The organism is Alcanivorax nanhaiticus (genome assembly GCF_000756665.1).
GTDB classification, from domain to species: Bacteria; Pseudomonadota; Gammaproteobacteria; order Pseudomonadales; family Alcanivoracaceae; genus Alcanivorax; species Alcanivorax nanhaiticus.
Genome location: NZ_ARXV01000005.1, coordinates 24,465 through 40,389 on the forward strand (window position 1 = coordinate 24,465; position 15,925 = coordinate 40,389).

General features: G+C 57.5%; 13 protein-coding genes. 11 read left to right on the plus strand and 2 right to left on the minus strand.

What is annotated here, in order from left to right; all coding sequences use genetic code 11:
• The first annotated feature begins 10 nt into the window (after nucleotides 1-10).
• The 11 genes from Y5S_RS19845 (at nucleotide 11) to Y5S_RS07655 (ending at nucleotide 13,123) form a co-directional block, all read left to right on the plus strand.
• Nucleotides 11-187: a hypothetical protein gene (locus Y5S_RS19845; protein ID WP_007149317.1), complete on the plus strand. Its 177-nt coding sequence runs from the start codon at nucleotides 11-13 to the stop codon at nucleotides 185-187.
• Entirely contained in the window at nucleotides 177-3,113 is a 2,937-nt protein-coding gene (locus tag Y5S_RS07610; RefSeq protein WP_035231927.1) for a sensor histidine kinase, read from the plus strand. The genes Y5S_RS19845 and Y5S_RS07610 overlap by 11 nt, the downstream gene beginning before the upstream one ends.
• Before the next feature lie 83 nt (nucleotides 3,114-3,196).
• Nucleotides 3,197-4,525, plus strand: a complete 1,329-nt coding sequence (locus tag Y5S_RS07615; protein ID WP_035231929.1) for a sigma-54-dependent transcriptional regulator — start codon at nucleotides 3,197-3,199, stop codon at nucleotides 4,523-4,525.
• Between the two features lie 710 nt (nucleotides 4,526-5,235).
• Complete coding sequence (pcnB, locus tag Y5S_RS07620) at nucleotides 5,236-6,546, plus strand: polynucleotide adenylyltransferase PcnB (RefSeq protein ID WP_052041478.1); 1,311 nt, start codon at nucleotides 5,236-5,238, stop codon at nucleotides 6,544-6,546.
• 60 nt (nucleotides 6,547-6,606) lie between these two features.
• A complete protein-coding gene (folK, locus tag Y5S_RS07625) occupies nucleotides 6,607-7,110 on the plus strand; it encodes a 2-amino-4-hydroxy-6-hydroxymethyldihydropteridine diphosphokinase (RefSeq protein ID WP_035231930.1) in 504 nt (167 codons plus the stop codon).
• Nucleotides 7,094-7,795, plus strand: coding sequence for a deoxynucleoside kinase (locus tag Y5S_RS07630; RefSeq protein ID WP_052041461.1), 702 nt, complete (start codon nucleotides 7,094-7,096; stop codon nucleotides 7,793-7,795). Before folK ends, Y5S_RS07630 begins: the two co-directional genes overlap by 17 nt.
• Nucleotides 7,796-8,059: 264 nt before the next feature.
• Nucleotides 8,060-8,848: a 3-methyl-2-oxobutanoate hydroxymethyltransferase gene (gene panB, locus Y5S_RS07635; RefSeq protein ID WP_035231932.1), complete on the plus strand. Its 789-nt coding sequence runs from the start codon at nucleotides 8,060-8,062 to the stop codon at nucleotides 8,846-8,848.
• 173 nt (nucleotides 8,849-9,021) lie between these two features.
• Complete coding sequence (gene panC / locus Y5S_RS07640; protein WP_035231934.1) at nucleotides 9,022-9,879, plus strand: pantoate--beta-alanine ligase; 858 nt, start codon at nucleotides 9,022-9,024, stop codon at nucleotides 9,877-9,879.
• A gap of 88 nt (nucleotides 9,880-9,967) precedes the next feature.
• Nucleotides 9,968-10,348 carry an aspartate 1-decarboxylase gene (panD, locus tag Y5S_RS07645; RefSeq protein ID WP_035231936.1) on the plus strand — a complete coding sequence of 127 codons (381 nt, stop codon included), beginning with the start codon at nucleotides 9,968-9,970 and terminating at the stop codon, nucleotides 10,346-10,348.
• A gap of 308 nt (nucleotides 10,349-10,656) precedes the next feature.
• A complete protein-coding gene (gene acs / locus Y5S_RS07650; protein WP_035231938.1) occupies nucleotides 10,657-12,594 on the plus strand; it encodes an acetate--CoA ligase in 1,938 nt (645 codons plus the stop codon).
• Between the two features lie 217 nt (nucleotides 12,595-12,811).
• A complete protein-coding gene (locus tag Y5S_RS07655) occupies nucleotides 12,812-13,123 on the plus strand; it encodes a TRL domain-containing protein (protein ID WP_035231940.1) in 312 nt (103 codons plus the stop codon).
• A gap of 77 nt (nucleotides 13,124-13,200) precedes the next feature.
• Here the strand turns inward: Y5S_RS07655 and pnp are convergent, their stop codons facing one another.
• Together pnp and rpsO are read right to left on the minus strand one after the other, a co-directional pair.
• On the minus strand, nucleotides 13,201-15,294 hold the full coding sequence (gene pnp, locus Y5S_RS07660) for a polyribonucleotide nucleotidyltransferase (RefSeq protein ID WP_035231942.1): 2,094 nt from the start codon (nucleotides 15,292-15,294) through the stop codon (nucleotides 13,201-13,203).
• Nucleotides 15,295-15,567: 273 nt separating this feature from the next.
• A complete protein-coding gene (gene rpsO / locus Y5S_RS07665; RefSeq protein ID WP_035231943.1) occupies nucleotides 15,568-15,837 on the minus strand; it encodes a 30S ribosomal protein S15 in 270 nt (89 codons plus the stop codon).
• Nucleotides 15,838-15,925: the final 88 nt, after the last annotated feature.

Here is a 15,925-nt window from a genome sequence, read left to right on the forward strand (position 1 = left end):
CAAAACCACCATGTATACCGATCGCCTGCTTATCATTTTCATTCTGGGAACCTACTTGCTATCCCCGGCGATTATCGACTGGTGGAGCGAAGGGGGCCGCGCCTGGTACCGGCCCTATTTGATCTGGCTGGGATTGATTGCCCTCAGTTACTGGATCGCCAAGAGCAAAGACGTCGATGGTCTATAGTGTCAGTGAACTGATCGCCATCGCCGGCGGTTATCTACTTTTTCTTTTTCTGGTCGCCTGGATTACTGAGCGGGGCTGGCTGCCTGCTCGCCTGGTTCGGCATCCTGCGGTTTACGTCTTTTCACTGGGCGTCTATGCCAGTGCCTGGGCGGTGTATGGTTCGGTGGGCTATGCCTACCAGTATGGCTATAACTTCCTCTCTTATTTTCTGGGCATATCCGGTGTATTCCTGCTCGCGCCCATACTGCTCGCTCCGATCCTGCGCCTGACCGCCACCTACCAGCTCAGCTCATTGGCCGATCTGTTTGCCTTCCGTTATCGCAGCAGAATGGCTGGCGCTCTGACCACCATTATCATGCTGATTGGGGTATTGCCCCTGCTGGCACTACAACTGAAGGCGGTAGGTGAATCCATCCAGATTCTTACCGGCACCGACGACCCTCGCTCACTGGCCGGCGGCTTCTGCATCATGATGGTGATCTTCGCCATTCTGTTTGGTGCGCGCCATGCCACGGCACGGGAAAAACACGAAGGTCTGGTGGTGGCCATCGCCACCGAATCGCTGATCAAGCTACTGGCCTTCGGCGCGGTTGCGCTGCTGGGCTTGTACGGGGTATTCGACGGCCCCGGTGATCTTGGTGCCTGGCTGGATGAACACCCGGAGATGCTGGCGCGTCTTTATTACCCGCTTCAGGATGGCACCTGGCATTCCATGATCATGGCATTCTTTGTGTCTGCGGTGGTGTTGCCGCACATGTTCTACATGGCTTTCACGGAAAACCTCAATCCGCGCGCGCTGATCACCGCCAGCTGGGCCCTGCCCCTGATGTTCCTGGTAATGGCGCTGTGCGTGCCAGTTATCCTCTGGGCCGCGGCCGCCAGTAACGCCCCGACACCTCCGGACTACTACGCGATTGGTATTGGCATGGTCACCGGTGGGCAGGGGGCCGTGCTGGGGTATCTGGCCGGGCTGGCAGGGGCTAGCGGCATGCTGATTGTCGCCACCCTCGCACTCTCCGGCATGTGCCTCAACCACCTTATCCTGCCAGCCAGCCCTCTTCATCAAGGGCAGAACCTGTATCGAAACCTGCTCTGGACGCGCCGCACCCTGATCGGTGCCATCCTGGCGCTGGCATATCTGTTCTACCGTTTTACTGGCGCCAACCACACTCTGGTTGAGCTGGGTGTGCTGTCCTTTGTCGCCACACTGCAGTTTGTGCCGGGCTTGATCGGCGCATTATTCTGGCCCACAGGCAATCGCAATGGCTTGTTTGCCGGCCTGATCATTGGCTTCCTGTTCTGGCTGCTGTTGCTACTGTTGCCCATCACCTACCCCAGCCTGCAGATTCCCGAACTGATGGAGCTACTGGGGATGCGTTACCAAAGCGGCGCCAACCAGTGGCACCATGTCGCTATTGCCTCGGTATCGGCCAACGGGCTGGTCTACGCCATCGTATCCATCGTCACCCCCATGTCCCAGGCGGAAAAGAATGCCGCCGAGGCCTGTGCGGTGGATAGTCTGCGGCGCCCTTACCGCTGGGAGCTGGAAGCCAAGAGTGTTGATGAATTCATCGACGCGCTGAGCCAACCGCTTGGCCCCATCACTGCCACTCGCGAAGTGGAAATGGCACTGCGTGATCTGAGACTTCCGCGCACAGAAACCCGGCCCTATGCCCTGCGTCGGCTGCGTGACCAGCTGGAAACCAACCTGTCCGGCCTGCTTGGCCCTTCTGTCTCTCACCAGCTGATGGATGACCACCTGCCCTATCTGCCCAAGGAAGAGCAAAGCACCAGCGAAGATATCCAGTTCATCGAATCCAGACTGGAACAATATCGGGACCGCCTCTCGGGCCTGGCAGCAGAATTGGACGGGCTGCGCCGTTTCCACCGTCAAACCTTGCTGGAACTGCCCATGGGGGTGGTGTCGTTGGGCGCCGACGATGAGATCATCGGCTGGAACCAGGCCATGGAGGCTCTCACCGGTATCACCTCTGCCGACACCATTGGTTCACGCCTGGCCGATCTGGACGATCCCTGGGGGGAGTTCCTCACCCGTTTCAGCCGTGACCCCAGCGCCCATCAGCCTCAACAGTCTCTTGAAGTGAGTGGCCAGACCCGCTGGCTGAGCCTGCATAAATCATCCGTAATGGGGGTGGGCACCGCAGAGCAGGCGGGCGGTCAGGTACTGGTGATCGAAGACATCACCGAGCTGCGTCACATGGAAGCCCATCTGGCCCACAACGAACGTCTGGCCTCTATCGGGCGACTGGCTGCTGGCGTGGCCCATGAAATTGGCAATCCGGTCACCGCCATCGCCTGCCTGGCACAAAACCTGGATAGCGAAAGCGACGCTCGCGAACAGATGGAATCCAGCCAGCAGATCCTTGAGCAGACTCGCCGAATCACCCGCATCGTGGAGTCGCTGGTCACGTTCAGCCACTCCGGCAGCGTTCGCCAGAGCGAACATGTGCCGGTCAGCATTCGTGACACAGTAGCAGAAGCCATCTCTCTCTTGCTGCTGGACCCGGATCATCGTCAACAACACTTCGATAACCAGTGCCCGGCCAACAAATGGGTGCAAGGCGATCCCCAGCGCTTGCTGCAGGTATTTATCAATCTGCTGGGTAACGCCGCCGATGCCTGCAAACCGGAACAACCTATTAGCATTCATTGCCAGGAGCACGACTCCTGGCTGGAGATTCAGGTAGAAGACCTCGGCCACGGTATCCCGGCTGATGTGCGGGATGCGCTATTCGAACCCTTTGTGACCAGTAAAAGCCCTGGCCGTGGTACAGGTCTTGGCCTCGCGCTGGTTTACAGTATTATCGAGGAACATTTCGGTAGCATCAGCGTAGAAAGCCCACTAAACGAACATGGCGGCACACGCTTTATTATTCGACTGCCGATCCACACCATTACAAGCTGAGTGAGTATTTTTCCGAAGGGAGCTCCCCCGTCGGGACAATCTTCCTGATAGTATTTGTCAGTCAGTACAGGAACCCATGATTCATGAGCCACATCCTGATTGTTGAAGACGAGCCTGTCATTCGCGGCGCACTGCGCAAATTGCTCGAGCGCCATGATCACTCCGTAGCAGAAGCAGACTCTGTAGAGCAGGCCAGAGAGAACAACCTCAATCAGTTTGATCTCATCATCAGCGATCTCCGGCTCCCCGGCGAACCCGGCACCAAGATGATCGATGCGGCCGGCACCACCCCCGTATTGATCATGACCAGCTATGCCAGCCTGCGTTCCGCCGTGGACGCCATGCGCCAGGGCGCAGTGGACTACATTCCCAAGCCTTTTGATCATGACGAAATGCTACTGGCTGTAGATCGGGTATTGAAAGAAGGTCGCCTGAATCGCGGCAACCGCGCCCTGCGCAGAGATATCGAACGCAGCTTCCCGGTACATAACATGGTCGGCGAAAGCGAAGTCATGCAGGAACTTCGTCACCGCATCAGTCGGGTTGGCCCTACCAACACCCCCGTCCTCATCATGGGCGAAGCCGGCACCGGCAAGGAGCTCACCGCCAGAGCCCTGCACGAAAACAGCGAGCGCACGTCTGGCCCCATGGTTTCCGTTCAGTGTGCAGCCATACCGCGCAATCTCCAGATTACCGAGCTGTTCGGGGATGATGACAATCCAGGCAGGATCGAAGAGGCCGATGGTGGCACCTTGTTCCTGGACGAAATTGGTGAGCTCGCCAGCGAAGTCCAGAGTCGCTTGCTGACACTACTGACACACCATGAAATTCATCGCCAGGGCTCTCTGTCCCCCCGCAAGGTCGATGTCAGGATACTGGCAAGTAGTCAGCTGGATCTGCCAACCCGGGTCGCCGAGGGGGCCTTCAGACAGGACCTCTATTACCGGCTCAATGTCATGGAGCTTACCCTGCCGCCTTTGCGCGAACGCGGTAATGATCTGGATTCCCTGGCAGATGCCCTGCTCAGCCGGGGGGTGGAGAAACTCAATCGCCCGGGACTGTCTTTCACCGAATCTGCACGCCAGGCCATGCACAACTACAGCTGGCCAGGAAATGTTCGGGAGCTGGAAAACGTGATTGAGCGGGCCATTATCCTCAGTGAGGAAGACGGCATCGGCCCCGCACAGCTGGGCCTGAACCCCAACCGCACCCCGCAACGGGTGAGCCGGGCCAGCCTGGACCCCAGTGAAGACCTCTCTCTGGAGGACTATTTCACCCGCTTCGTGATGGAAAATCAGGACAGCATGACGGAGACGGAGCTAGCCCAGAAGCTGGGTATCAGCCGAAAAAGCCTGTGGGAACGGCGCCAGAGACTGGGAATCCCGCGCAAAAAAGGCGCCGCAAGGCGTTAAATACGCATTGATATGCGGCTGAGGCGACTCAAAAGCGTTCATATTTCCTGCCGCTGGCCGCCTAATCCAGCCCACTCATCATTCAAGCCAATCAAAAAATTGCACCTTTGCATGGGCATTTTTTTTCCGGCTTTTGCCAAAACCGCGGCAAACACCTGGCAAGTGTTACCTCACTACCCAAGAAAGTAACACTGGTGTTACCCGCGTCACCCGCATCTGAAAGGCTTTTTTACAACAGAGTTGCAAGCTATTGTTTTTAAAGGAATTCACGCCGTGTTGCAAAGGCAGGGGGTCACAGGCACTATGAATCCCACGCCAGCAAACAACAAAAACAACGGCGTAACGGCTCAACAATAACAACAAGAAAGAATAAGAAGAATTTCACGAGCCAATGCAGTGCTGCTTGCAGCACAAGGCAGATAACAACACAAACAATAATAACAACAGAATCAGCGCAAAATATGGGAGTCACAACTTCGGTTGTGGCTCCTTTTTACTTTAGGGCTTTCACAAACCCAATTGCCGAGTATACGTGAGGAATCCCTCACCCGGCGAGGAAAAAGTGCTACCATCCCCGCTTTACTGCTTCTTTCTCTGAGTCCGGATATTCACGCATGCCCTGCAAGCTTCTAACAAGCACAATCAACTGGCTCAACCAGCTTCTGGAACATGTGACAGGGTGGTTTAAAAAGGGTTCCCACAATCCTTCAATGAATTCACCCCGAATTATCCCTCGCGATCAACACCCGATTTCCCGCCAGCAAATTTCCCGTGCCGCCCTGAATGTGCTCTATGGTCTGCACAAGGCCGGATTCGAGGCATTTCTGGTGGGCGGCTGCTTGCGCGACATCCTTTGTGGCCGGGAACCCAAGGACTTTGACGTTTCCACCAATGCCACCCCCGAGCAGGTGAATCGGCTATTCAAGCGCAGCCGTATCATCGGGCGCCGCTTTCAGATTGTGCATGTCCGCTTTGGCCGTGAAGTCATTGAAGTCTCCACCTTCCGGGCCATGAACCGGGACGAAAACCCGGACAAGCAACAGCATCACGCCCACGAAGAAACCGGCTTGGTACTGCGCGACAACACCTGGGGCAGCATCGAAGAAGATGCCCTGCGCCGCGATTTCACCTGCAACGCGCTGTACTACAACATCGCCGATTTCACCCTGCATGACTTCACCGGCAGCTTGCAGGACATCGAAAACGAGCGAATCCACCTGATCGGCGACCCGCACACCCGTTATCGCGAAGATCCGGTACGCATGCTGCGCGCGGCCCGTTTCGCCGCCAAACTGGGGTTCCATATCGACAAGGCCACCGCCGAGCCGATCCCGGAACTGGCCGAACTGCTGCTGCAGGTTCCCTCTGCACGCCTGTTTGATGAAGTCCTGAAACTGTTCCTCAGCGGCCACGCCCGGGCGTCCTACGAACAGCTTCAGCAGCTGCACTTGTTCCGCTTCCTGTTCCCCGGCACCCAGAAAGCGCTGGAGGGCGAACAAGGCCCGGTCTGGGAAGATATGCTGCTGGCCGCCATGGACAACACCGACAAGCGACTCGCCGTAGACAAGCCCGTCACGCCTGCCTTCATCTACGCGGTGTTGCTGTGGCCGGAAATCCAGCAGCGTATCGGCGGCTACCTTTCCAGCGGTCTGCCGCCCGCCCAGGCCCTGCACAAGGCGGCCACAAGGGCACTCAATGATCAGATCCAGCACACTGCCATACCTCGTCGCTTCTCTACCGTGATGCGGGAAATGTGGGAGCTGCAACTGCGACTGGACAAACGTGCCGGTCGTCGTGCCGATGCACTGATGGAGCATCCCCGTTTCCGGGCCGCCTATGATTTCCTGCTGTTGCGCGAACAGGCGGGCGAGATCAAACCCGGGCTGGGAGACTGGTGGACCCGCTATCAGGAAGAAGACGAACAAGGACGCCGGCAGATGGTCAGCAACCTGGGCAACCAGAGCAACAGCACCAAGCGCCGCCGCCGTCGCCGTCCGCGTAAACCCAAGGCCGAGGGGTAACCCCCTCGTGCCAAGCACTTAGCACTAGCATCTAACACCCAGCACTTCTGGAAACGTGTCATGCAGGCTTTCATCGGACTTGGCAGCAATCTGGATAACCCCGTCCAACGGTTAATCAGCGCCCTGGCAGCGCTGCAGCGCTTGCCCGGCATAACACTGTTACATCATTCCCGCCTGTTCAGCAGCGCCCCCATTGGCCCCCAGGATCAGCCGGACTATGTCAATGCGGTGGCCGCAATTCGCTTTGCGGGCTCCCCCCACGATCTTCTGTATACCTTGCAGGCACTGGAATTGGCAGGAGGCCGGCAACGGCTGCGTCACTGGGGCGAACGCACCCTGGATCTGGATATCCTGCTCATTGATGATCAGCGTATCGACAGCCCGGACTTGCTGGTACCCCACCCGCAAATGACCCAGCGCGCCTTTGTGCTGGTACCGCTGATGGACATAGACCCGCACTGCCTCTTGCCGGACGGCACTCCTCTGAGTAGTTTTCTGGATCAGGTAGAGGATCAACAGCTATCGCCACTGGACGAACTGGATCTCGATGCACTCATTGACTGATAAAACACTCACCGAACGCATTGAACAACGCCGCCAGGCCGGCACCCTGCCGCGCTTTATTGCGGTGGAAGGCCCCATCGGCGCAGGCAAGACCAGCCTGGCTCGCCGCTTGGCCATGACGTTTGGCTATGACTTGCTGCTGGAACAGGCGGAGGAGAACCCCTTCCTCACTCGCTTCTATCAGGACCCCGCTCGTTACGCACTGCAAACCGAGCTGTTCTTCCTGTTCCAGCGGGCAGACCAATTACGCCAAATCCAGCAGCAGGATCTGTTTGCTGGCCCCCGCATTGCCGACTTCCTGATCGACAAGAACCGCCTGTTTGCCCAGGTCACCCTGGATGACGATGAATTTGAACTGTATCGCAATGTGGATGACCACCTGACCCTGGATGCCCCACAACCGGACCTGGTGATCTACCTTCAAGCCCCTTCACCAGTACTGCGCCAGCGTATTTCCCGGCGTGGCAACGACTTCGAACAGGGCATTGAAGGTGACTACCTGGACCGCCTGAGCAATGCCTATACGGAGTTCTTCCATTTTTACGACCGCGCGCCGCTACTGATCGTCAATGCTGCCGAGATTGATTTGGTGAATCACGACCGGGATTACCACCAACTGATCGGCGAGCTGCTGGACATCCGCTCCGGGCGACACTATTTTAACCCCCGGCCGCTAGTGGACTGATTCCCACCTTGGCCAGCTGATTCTGAATTCAGCCGGGACCGCCATTATTGATGGTGTGGAGCGGCAAGTGACAAGTTTCAAGTTGCAACGCGGTCCGGGAGAGCGGTAACGATGACGCCCAGATCCGCACACAACACGCCGGCATGTGCTGAAGCGCGGCAAAAGAGCAGCCAGTTAGCAAGGCCTCGCCCGCGCCTTGCAACTTGAAACTTGTGACTTGCAACGCTTATCTCCGGCCAGCCCATCGTTTTCGGGAGGTTTCCCATGTCCGTGACCATTCGCACCCTGCAAAAACGCAAACAGGACGGTGAAAAATTCTCCGTTCTCACCGCCTATGACGCCTGTTTTTCCAAGCTGATTTCTGAAGCGGGGATCGATGCCATTCTGGTTGGCGACTCCCTGGGCAATGTCATCCAGGGCCAGTCCAGCACTGTCCCGGTCACCCTTGAGCAGATGGCCTATCACACCGAATGCGTGGCCCGCGGCAACAGTGGCAGCCTGATCATTGCTGACGTCCCCTTTATGGGCGCCGCCACCGTCGAGCGAGCACTGGAAAGCTCCACCGCCCTGATGCAGGCCGGTGCCAACATGGTCAAACTGGAAGGCAGTGCCTGGCTGGCCGAAAGCATTGAACTACTCAACCGCAACGGTATTCCGGTATGCGCCCACATGGGCCTGACCCCCCAGGCGGTCAACGCCCTTGGCGGCTACCGGGTGCAGGGCAAGGACGACGATAGCGCCACTGAAATGCTGGAAGCCGCCCGCATTCTGGAGCAAGCTGGTGCTGCCATGCTGCTGCTGGAATGTGTACCCCGCGAACTGAGCACCCGCATCACCCAGGCGGTGAATATCCCCGTCATCGGTATCGGTGCCGCACCGGAGTGCGATGGTCAGGTACTGGTAATGCATGACATGCTCGGCATCAGCCCCGGCAAGCCGGCACGCTTTGTGAAAAACTTCATGACCGACGCCAGCGATATCCCATCCGCCTTCAAGGCGTATCATGAAGCCGTACTGAACGTCAGTTTCCCGGCGGAAGAGCACTGTTTTTAAAGGCCGTTGCAAGTTGCAAGTTGCAACGCGATCAGAGGCCGAAGTGCTTCCAGAGCTTACTGCCCGCGTTCAGACCTGAAATCGCGGGCACCGAGTTAGTCAATCAGCACTCATATTGATCGCGCCTTGTAACTTGCAACTTGAAACTTGCGCCTCCAACCCAAGGATTTCACATGCAAACTGCCCATACCGTCTCCCAGGTCCGCGAAGTAGTCCGCGGCTGGCATCGCGAAGGCCTGAACGTGGGCTTTGTGCCTACCATGGGCAACCTGCACAGCGGTCATATCAGCCTGGTGCGCGAAGCCATGGCACGGTGCGATAAAGTCGTGGTGTCCATCTTCGTTAACCCTACCCAGTTTGGCCCCAACGAAGATTTCGACCGTTACCCGCGCACCCTGGACGCCGATGCAGCCCAACTGGTGGATGCCGGTGCCGATCTACTGTTTGCGCCTTCTGTCGAGGAGATGTATCCCCTTGGCCAGAACCAGACCTGGGTAGACGTTGACCGTCTTGGTGACTACCTCTGCGGAGCCAGCCGCGAAGGACACTTCCGCGGTGTCACTACGGTGGTCTCGAAACTGTTCAACATCGTCCAGCCGGATGTGGCCGTATTCGGCGAGAAAGACTTCCAGCAACTGGCGATCCTGCGACGCATGTGCGAGGAACTGCTGTTCCCGGTCAAGATCGTCGGCGCCCCCACCAGCCGGGAAGAAGACGGCCTGGCCAGAAGCTCAAGAAATGGCTTCCTTGATGATAGTGAGCGCAAACTCGCGCCCTCCATCCATGCCAAACTCCAGGCCCTTCGCACCGATATTGAGCAGGGGGAGAGGGACTACGAGGCATTACAACAGCGCTATACCAACGAGCTGAATGCTGCAGGTTTTGAGGTAGATTACCTGACCATCGCCAATGCCCGATCACTGGCTCCCGCGGCCAAAAGCGACACAGATCTGGTGATTGCCGTAGCCGCAAAACTGGGCAAAACACGATTGATAGACAATGTCTCACTGGCCGTTGTAGACAACCATTGATTCGTGCATACTTCGGGCCCCTTGAAGCGCCTGCTTGGTTCTAACGTCCTGTAATTGCAGGCTTCGGGTAGTGTGAGAGGTAACCAACATGCAGTGCACCATGCTGAAAGCAAAACTCCATCAGGCTCGTGTCACCCACGCGGAACTCGAGTACGAAGGCTCCTGCGCCATCGATGGTGATCTGATGGACATGGCGGGTATCCTGGAGTACGAGCAGATCCAGATTTACAACATCGACAACGGCGAGCGTTTCGAGACCTACGCTATCCGTGGCGAAGCTGGCTCCAAGATCATTTCTGTTAATGGTGCGGCTGCACACAAGGCACAACCGGGTCACCGTGTGATCATCTGCGCCTACGCCAGCTACTCCAGCGCAGAGCTGATCAACTTCAAGCCCAGCCTGATCTACATGGATGAAGGCAATGCCGTAAAAGGCACCAGCAACGCGATCCCGGTTCAGGTCGCCTGATCCCGATCCCGTTCTGAAGAACACTTGAAACGCCGGCTTATGCCGGCGTTTTTTTATGGGTCATAAACACGCTCGCCCCCTCCCCCTCTTTTTCCTCTACGAAACCGCAAAAAAAAGCCCGATTTTGTGCCGCTTTCCGCAATGGACCTTGGCCATTACTCAACGCTTTGTTTACTCTTGATCCAAACCATTTCTTTCCTCCCCACCCTACGACCATGGTGGAATAGGCGAGGAACGAGATACTCACAATAATGAAGGAAAACGAGTGCCCATCGGCACCCAGAGGCAGTATTCCAAGGAGGCCCTTGATGTCCAACCCTATCGTTCACCCTGTTCCAGAAGCCTTCAAGGCGAACACCCTGATGGACCGCGACACTTATGATCGCCTGTATACACAGTCTATCAACGACCCGAATACCTTCTGGGCGGATCGTGCCAATGAATTTCTGGACTGGAAAACACCATGGGACACCGTCAGCGACTGGGATTTTCACGAAGGCCGAGCCGCCTGGTTCAAGGGCGCCACACTGAACGTTTGCTACAACTGCGTGGACCGTCACCTGCCCGCACGTGCCAACCAGACCGCGATTATCTGGGAAGGCGACGAACCGGATCAGGACAAGCACATCAGCTACCAGGAGCTATTCGAGGAAGTCAGCAAGTTTGGTAACGCCCTCAAGGCCCGTGGCGTCAAAAAAGGCGATCGTGTGGTGATCTATATGCCCATGATCCCTGAGGCAGCCTATGCCATGCTGGCCTGCGCCCGCATCGGCGCCATCCACTCTGTGGTGTTCGGCGGCTTCTCGCCTGAAGCCCTCAAGGATCGCATCAACGACGCCGGCGCCTGCGCAGTGATCACCGCTGATGAGGGCGTGCGTGGCGGCAAAACCGTGCCCCTTAAAGTGAATGCCGATAAAGCAATGGATGGCATCGACAGCGTTCATACCTGCTTTACCGTCAAACGCACAGGCGCCGATGTTGCCTGGCAGGATGCGCGCGATGTCTGGTATCACGAGGCCGTGTCCGCAGCGTCTACCGACTGCGAGCCTGAGTGGGTAGAAGCCGAAGACCCTTTGTTCACCCTTTACACTTCCGGCTCCACCGGCAAGCCCAAAGGCGTGGTTCACACCACCGCGGGCTACCTGCTAAGCGCCGCCCTCACCCATAAATATGTGTTCGATTACCACGAAGGCGACATCTACTGGTGCACCGCTGATGTGGGGTGGATCACCGGGCACAGCTACATCGTCTACGGACCACTGGCCAATGGCGCCACCACCCTGATGTATGAAGGGGTACCCACCTACCCGGATGCCTCCCGTTGCTGGCAGGTAGTGGACAAGCACAAGGTCAATATTTTCTACACCGCACCGACGGCTATTCGCGCCCTGATGGGCCTTGGCGACAGCCCTGTCACCGGCACCTCACGGGCCAGCCTGAAGCTGCTTGGCACCGTAGGTGAACCCATCAATCCGGAAGCCTGGGAGTGGTACTACAAGGTGGTGGGCGAGTCCCGCTGCCCCATCGTAGACACCTGGTGGCAAACGGAAACTGGCGCCATCATGATCGCCCCGCTTCCCGGTGCCGTGGATCTGAAACCCGGCTCCGCCACCCTGCCCATGTTCGGTATCGAACCCGTACTCATGGATCCTGACGGTAACGAACTGGAAGGCGCCACCTCCGGCAACCTGGCCATCAAATCCAGCTGGCCAAGCCAGATCCGTACGGTATACGGTGACCACCAGCGCATGATCGACACCTACTTCAGTGCCTACAAAGGCTATTACTTCACCGGCGACGGCGCCCGTCGCGATGAAGACGGTTACTACTGGATCACCGGCCGGGTAGATGACGTGCTGAACGTTTCCGGTCACCGCCTCGGTACGGCGGAAATCGAGTCCGCGCTGGTACTGCATCCCAGCATTTCCGAAGCGGCTGTAGTCGGCTACCAGCACGACGTGAAGGGTCAGGGCATCTATGCCTATGTGTCTCTGATGGCGGGCAAGGAAGGCAGCGACGAATTGGTACAGGAACTGCGCGACATGGTGAACCAGGAGATCGGCCCCATCGCCAAGCCCGACCTGATCCACTTCGCCCCCGGCCTGCCCAAAACCCGTTCCGGCAAGATCATGCGCCGCATCCTGCGCAAGATCGCCGCCAACGAGCTGGACAGCCTGGGCGACACCTCCACGCTGGCGGATCCCGGCGTGGTAGATCAGCTAATCGAGACGCGCTTGAACAAGTAACGTTCTTCAGCCAGACAAAAACGGCGGCCACTGGCCGCCGTTTTTATTTGGCTTGCCATCATCAGAGCCTGTCATCACATCATCGTGACGACACTCCAACAACCTCACCAAATACAGAATCAGCAATCTCTTGCGCGCCTTCGAGCTAAAATATTACAGATTTATTTCACGGAAGCCCCATCCTCCACGCTCCATTTAAATTGCGTGAGGAATTCCAATGAAAAAAATGATTTTGCTTGCCTCTATCGTTGCTGCCACCTCCCTGACAGGTTGCCAGGCGCCTTACTCTGGCGGTGTGGTCTACAACAACTTTCGCGCTCCTATCGATGTACGCGACAACGCCGGGGACTGCAGCAAACGTGGCGAAGCCAGCATGGTCAATGTGCTCAACATCCTGTCCTTTGGTGATGCTGGTGTCGCCGCAGCCAAAGAGCAGGCCGGCGTCACCAAGGTGACCAACGTGGACATGAACTTCCAAAGCCTGCTGGGCATCTTCGGCAAAACCACCACGGTGGTGTGCGGCGAGTAACTCTCCGCATAAAACCCGCACAACAAAAAAGGCCGGCAAATGCCGGCCTTTTTTGTGCTTCGGATTACTGATCAGGATCAGTCTTCCTTGGCTTCCTTCATGGACAGCTTGATGCGGCCACGCTGGTCTACGTCGAGAACCTTAACCTTGATCAGGTCACCCTCGTTAACGTAGTCGGTCACTTTCTCCACACGCTCTTCAGCGATCTGGGAGATGTGCAGCAGACCCTCAGTGCCCGGCATGATGGCAACAAAAGCGCCGAAATCGACAACGCGGGTTACCTTGCCTTCGTAGATCACGCCTACTTCAGCTTCTGCGGTGATCTCTTCAACGCGACGCACAGCTTCATCAGCCGCTTCTCGGGTGTCACCGTAGATCTTCACGCTGCCATCGTCTTCGATGTCGATGGTGCAACCGGTCTCTTCGGTCAGAGCACGGATAGTCGCGCCGCCCTTACCGATCACGTCACGGATCTTGTCCGGGTTGATCTTCAGGGTCAGCAGGGTCGGAGCGTTCTCGGAGACCTGGGTACGGGAAGCACTGATCGCCTTGGACATTTCACCAAGGATGTGGAGACGACCGGCGTTAGCCTGTTCCAGCGCCTTCTCCATGATCTCTTCGGTGATACCTTCGATCTTGATGTCCATCTGCAGAGCAGTCACACCACGAGCGGTACCGGCTACCTTAAAGTCCATGTCGCCCAGATGATCTTCATCACCAAGGATGTCAGACAGTACCGCGAAGCGACCGTCTTCTTCCTTCACCAGACCCATGGCGATACCCGCCACCGGTGCAGTCAGGGGAACACCGGCATCCATCAGCGCCATGGAAGTACCACATACGGACGCCATGGAAGAAGAACCGTTGGACTCAGTGATCTCGGATACCACACGGATGGTGTAGGGGAAGTCCTGCACGGTAGGCAGTACCGCCTGCACACCACGACGGGCCAGACGGCCGTGACCAATCTCACGACGCTTCGGAGAGCCGATCATGCCGGTCTCGCCTACGCAGTAAGGAGGGAAGTTGTAGTGCAGCATGAAGTGATCCTGACGGGATCCTTCCAGCGCGTCGATGAACTGGGCATCGCGCATGCCACCCAGGGTAGCGGCCACAATGGCCTGGGTCTCACCACGGGTAAACAGGGCAGAACCGTGGGTCTTGGCCAGTGCACCAACCTGACAGTCGATGGCACGGACTGCGTCCAGGGCACGACCGTCGATACGCGGCTTGCCAGATACCACGGCTTCGCGCACCACGTTCTTCTCGATCTTGCCGAACAGGTCTTTCACTTCACCGGCTTCCGGTGCACCTTCTTCGCCAGTGGCAAATTCAGCCACACAGGCATCACGCAGCTCGCCCACTTTGGCGTAACGAGCCATCTTCTCAGTGATGGTGTAGGCCTCGGCCAGCCCCGCTTCGAACTTGGCCTTGATGGCGTCTTTCAGTTCGGTGTTCACGGCCGGTGCAGTCCACTCCCAGGTCGGAGTGCCCACTTCGGCAGCAAACTCGCGAATGCCCTGAATCACCGGCTGCATTTCCATGTGGCCGAACAGTACCGCGCCCAGCATCTGGTCTTCAGACAGCTCTTTCGCTTCGGATTCCACCATCAATACCGCAGGCTCGGTACCGGCAACCACCAGGTCCAGCGCAGACTCGGCCAGCTCGGCGTAGCTCGGGTTGAGGATGTACATGCCGTCCTTGAAGCCGACACGGGCGGCACCGATCGGGCCGCTGAACGGGATACCGGAAATGGACAGAGCGGCGGAGGTACCGATCATGGCGGCGATATCCGGATCGTTTTCCTTGTCCACGGACATCACGGTGGCCACAACCTGGACTTCATTCATGAAACCGTTGGGGAACAGCGGACGAATCGGGCGGTCAATCAGGCGGCAGGTCAGGGTCTCTTTCTCGGACGGACGACCTTCACGCTTCAGGAAGCCACCCGGGATACGGCCGGCAGCGTAGGTCTTTTCCTGATAGTTCACAGTCAGGGGGAAAAAGTTCTTGCTCGGATCAGCTTCTTTCTTGCCTACCACGGTTACCAGCACTTCGGTGGCACCGATGCGAACCATGACAGCAGCAGTCGCCTGGCGGGCGATCTGCCCGGTTTCCAGGATAACCGTGTCACGGCCGAACTGAATTTCTTTGGTGATTTTATTGAACATATCTCGTCTCTTCTCTCTTCTTCACGACAATCTTCGAGGCCCGTGCCTCTGACAACATCTCTTCTTTGCCCGGGCATAATAGCCCGGCAACGCCATCAGCCCAACCGGTAATTGGCCGATGAGCCTGCGCGAGGCAACCTGCATCCGATTCGTCGACCAAAACCGCAATCGCTCACCGGCAGGTACCCGCAGCGGCCAAAAAATCCGGCCGCCAGAAACAACAAAAGCCCGGGGTTAACCGAGCTTCTGTTGCTGTTACCTCAGACCCGCATCTTAACGACGCAGACCCAGCTTCTCGATCAGCTGCAGGTAACGGGTGCGGTCTTTCTTGGCCAGGTAGTCCAGCAGCTTACGACGCTGGTTTACCATGCGGATCAGGCCGCGACGGCTGTGGTGATCCTTCTTGTGGTCCTTGAAGTGACCTTGCAGACCATTAATGTTGGCGGTCAGCAGGGCAACCTGCACTTCCGGGGAACCGGTATCGCCTTCTTTCTGGCCGTGCTCTTTCAGGATCTCAGCTTTAACTTCAGCGCTCAACGCCATGATATTTCTCCAATATGCACAATGAATGTCACGGCCAGCCATGCATATTTATAGCTGCCGTCGTTACTTCCAATCCGGCTGCCCAGGG

What these genes read in the sequence shown, in the direction of transcription:
- panC (WP_035231934.1), top strand. Translation starts at nt 9,022, where the DNA reads ATGCAAACTGCCCATACCGTCTCCCAGGTCCGCGAAGTAGTCCGCGGC.
- Y5S_RS19845 (WP_007149317.1), top strand. Translation starts at nt 11, where the DNA reads ATGTATACCGATCGCCTGCTTATCATTTTCATTCTGGGAACCTACTTG.
- Y5S_RS07615 (WP_035231929.1), top strand. Translation starts at nt 3,197, where the DNA reads ATGAGCCACATCCTGATTGTTGAAGACGAGCCTGTCATTCGCGGCGCA.
- pcnB (WP_052041478.1), top strand. Translation starts at nt 5,236, where the DNA reads ATGAATTCACCCCGAATTATCCCTCGCGATCAACACCCGATTTCCCGC.
- Y5S_RS07610 (WP_035231927.1), top strand. Translation starts at nt 177, where the DNA reads ATGGTCTATAGTGTCAGTGAACTGATCGCCATCGCCGGCGGTTATCTA.
- rpsO (WP_035231943.1), bottom strand. Translation starts at nt 15,837, where the DNA reads ATGGCGTTGAGCGCTGAAGTTAAAGCTGAGATCCTGAAAGAGCACGGC.
- folK (WP_035231930.1), top strand. Translation starts at nt 6,607, where the DNA reads ATGCAGGCTTTCATCGGACTTGGCAGCAATCTGGATAACCCCGTCCAA.
- Y5S_RS07655 (WP_035231940.1), top strand. Translation starts at nt 12,812, where the DNA reads ATGAAAAAAATGATTTTGCTTGCCTCTATCGTTGCTGCCACCTCCCTG.
- Y5S_RS07630 (WP_052041461.1), top strand. Translation starts at nt 7,094, where the DNA reads ATGCACTCATTGACTGATAAAACACTCACCGAACGCATTGAACAACGC.
- pnp (WP_035231942.1), bottom strand. Translation starts at nt 15,294, where the DNA reads ATGTTCAATAAAATCACCAAAGAAATTCAGTTCGGCCGTGACACGGTT.
- acs (WP_035231938.1), top strand. Translation starts at nt 10,657, where the DNA reads ATGTCCAACCCTATCGTTCACCCTGTTCCAGAAGCCTTCAAGGCGAAC.
- panD (WP_035231936.1), top strand. Translation starts at nt 9,968, where the DNA reads ATGCAGTGCACCATGCTGAAAGCAAAACTCCATCAGGCTCGTGTCACC.
- panB (WP_035231932.1), top strand. Translation starts at nt 8,060, where the DNA reads ATGTCCGTGACCATTCGCACCCTGCAAAAACGCAAACAGGACGGTGAA.